General features: G+C 44.3%; 3 protein-coding genes. All 3 read left to right on the forward strand.

What is annotated here, in order from left to right; translation table 11 throughout:
• Positions 1 to 242 precede the first annotated feature (242 nt).
• Positions 243 to 764, forward strand: a complete 522-nt coding sequence (locus tag IM500_RS23680; RefSeq protein WP_002770118.1) for a photosystem I assembly protein Ycf3 — start codon at positions 243 to 245, stop codon at positions 762 to 764.
• A 142-nt stretch (positions 765 to 906) separates the two neighbouring features.
• The gene (gatC, locus tag IM500_RS23685) at positions 907 to 1,203 is read left to right on the forward strand and encodes an Asp-tRNA(Asn)/Glu-tRNA(Gln) amidotransferase subunit GatC (RefSeq protein WP_190720036.1); all 297 of its coding nucleotides are present in this window, start codon (positions 907 to 909) and stop codon (positions 1,201 to 1,203) included.
• A 147-nt stretch (positions 1,204 to 1,350) separates the two neighbouring features.
• Positions 1,351 to 1,752 carry a phosphomannose isomerase type II C-terminal cupin domain gene (locus IM500_RS23690; RefSeq protein WP_002760121.1) on the forward strand — a complete coding sequence of 134 codons (402 nt, stop codon included), beginning with the start codon at positions 1,351 to 1,353 and terminating at the stop codon, positions 1,750 to 1,752.
• Positions 1,753 to 2,503: the final 751 nt, after the last annotated feature.

Raw genomic sequence — 2,503 nt, forward strand, 5'->3', positions numbered from 1 at the left:
ACCCCTAATAATGCAATCCTTGCTATCAAAGTAATTTCAGTTCCAAGCTGATTCGGAGCATCTTTCAATTTGACAACGCCCACTCTTGCAATAGGCAAAAGGGGGAATAAATAATCATTCTTTAATAACCGGATTTAGTATAAATCGAAACCCTAGCCAGAAAAATCGGAAAAACAGCCCTAGGGTTGCTCGCGAGTGCTATAAAGGTAGATAGTCATCTCGATCGCCTAATCGTCCTAACTATGCCACGCACTCAACGTAACGATAATTTTATTGATAAATCTTTTACCGTCATGGCGGATATCATTTTAAAGATACTCCCCGCCAATAAAAAAGCCAAGGAAGCCTTTGTTTATTACCGCGATGGGATGTCTGCCCAAGCTGACGGCGAATACGCCGAAGCCCTCGATAATTACTATGAGGCTTTAACATTAGAAGAGGATCCTAACGATCGCAGTTATATCCTCTACAATATCGGCATTATCCACGCTAGTAATGGCGAGCATGAAAAGGCTCTGGAATACTACGAAGAAGCTATCCAACTTAATCCCAGAATGCCCTCCGCTTTGAATAATATCGCCGTTATTTACCATTTTCAAGGGGAAAAAGCTAGAGAAGACGGTCAACAGGCCGAAGCGGAAGCACTCTACGACAAAGCGGCAGAATACTGGAAACAAGCCATCCGATTAGCCCCCAATAACTATATTGAAGCCCAAAACTGGCTGAAAATCACCGGGCGATCGGAAATTGATGTTTTCTTCTAAATTGAGAATTCAGGAGTCGGTCGTCAGGAGTCAGAATTCAGGAGTCGGTCGTCAGGAGATTGCTTTTATTTATTATCCCCACTCCCTCACTTCCCCACTCCCCCATTCCCCCATTCATAATTCATCATTCATCATTTCTCCCATGATCGATCGAGCTACAGTTGAAAAAATCGCCCATTTAGCCCGTTTAGAGATTAATAGCGGCGAAGAAGAACAATTTGCGGGGCAATTAAGCGGGATACTGGATTATTTCGACCAGTTAAGCGAATTAGACACGGAAAATGTGCCACCCACCACGCGAGCGATCGAAATTCAAAATATCACTCGCGCCGATAGTAATAGACTTTATCCCGATCACGAGGTCTTAGTGCAAGAATCGCCGGCCCCAGAAGGGGATTATTTCCGGGTTCCCCGTATTCTCAACACCGACGAAGACTAAATCAGTGATCAGTGATCAGATTTGAGTTTTCAGTTCACTGATTACTGATTACTGTTTACTGTTTACTGATCACTGATTTAGATGCCATCTAGGGTTTTTGCTGCTATCTTGGACTAAGATCAGACCTAGCAATGGAGACATAATATAATGATCGCATCTCAAGATGTGGCACCATTTCAGCTTATTTCGAGCGTAGAATCGGCAGCAACAGAATTTAGGCCCTGGGGTTCTTTCACCACTCTAGAAGAAGGTCTTGGTTATAAAATCAAGCGCATTGAAGTGAATCCGGGTCATCGTCTCAGTTTACAGATGCACTACCATCGCAGTGAACACTGGATTGTCGTTTCGGGAACGGCAAAAGTCACCTGTGGAGATAACGAAGAAATTCTCGGAGCCAATCAGTCCACTTATGTGCCGCAGTGTACCGCTCACCGCCTGGAAAACCCCGGGGTGATCAAATTGGTGTTAATTGAAGTACAAAATGGGGAATATTTAGGAGAGGATGATATAGTCCGTTTTCAGGATGATTATGCTCGCCATCAGAGCTAAGACTGTGTTTAGGGAGACAGAAGGGGAAGAAACTATTTTTCGCCCAAAAAACCTTTTTAGGTTAGTCTGCCTGACTGTCTTCCCTACCCTCAAGGCTTGTCAAGTTCTAGAAAAATTTTCTTTTCGGGCTGGGTAGCGGTTTTCTCCATGGCAGGTAAAGGCGCGGGGACGGGGATTGATTTTGACCATGTTGTGAGCAAAGAACGGGTAAAATCAGCAGAAAAATAAACTTCCCCTAGACCCTGTTTAGGAAGCTTGAGGAAAGCTGGGTTAGGGGAAATGATTTATTCCTTTGCTGGATTAACTTCAGCATATAACTCTCATTTGTCAGGACTATAACGGCCGGATGTCAATTCTGTGACAAAGAAAAGCCCCTCAGGAGTCGGGCAAGAGGCAAGGGGCAATGATTCATGCGGGAGGGAGTGAGGAAACGGCTTAATCTTGTTGATAAATGCGGCAAAAAACCAAGGGAATTTGCAAAAAATAAACTATATGTAGGGTTTGCTGAATAAATGTGAAATGTAGGCAAGGTAGGGGTTTTGTGGCTTTTCTTGCTCCCACAGGTGCAAGATTTTGAGAGAATCGTGCTTCAAAACCTGGCGTCTTCATCGGCCCGCGTCCTGTAGGGGCGAAGCATTCGGGCAATAACCTATCGGTGAAACCGTAGATTTTCTATCCGAATGATTCTCCCCTACTTTTTGCCGCAAACCCTATCTATCAAGGGATTTACTATACCTGAACTTCCCCCGTA

The sequence above is a fragment of the Microcystis sp. M179S2 genome (genome assembly GCF_020245805.1).
GTDB lineage: Bacteria > Cyanobacteriota > Cyanobacteriia > Cyanobacteriales > Microcystaceae > Microcystis > Microcystis aeruginosa.

Excerpts from the sequence above, each read along its gene's own strand:
- IM500_RS23680 (WP_002770118.1), top strand. The coding sequence starts at position 243 with ATGCCACGCACTCAACGTAACGATAATTTTATTGATAAATCTTTTACC.
- gatC (WP_190720036.1), top strand. The coding sequence starts at position 907 with ATGATCGATCGAGCTACAGTTGAAAAAATCGCCCATTTAGCCCGTTTA.
- IM500_RS23690 (WP_002760121.1), top strand. The coding sequence starts at position 1,351 with ATGATCGCATCTCAAGATGTGGCACCATTTCAGCTTATTTCGAGCGTA.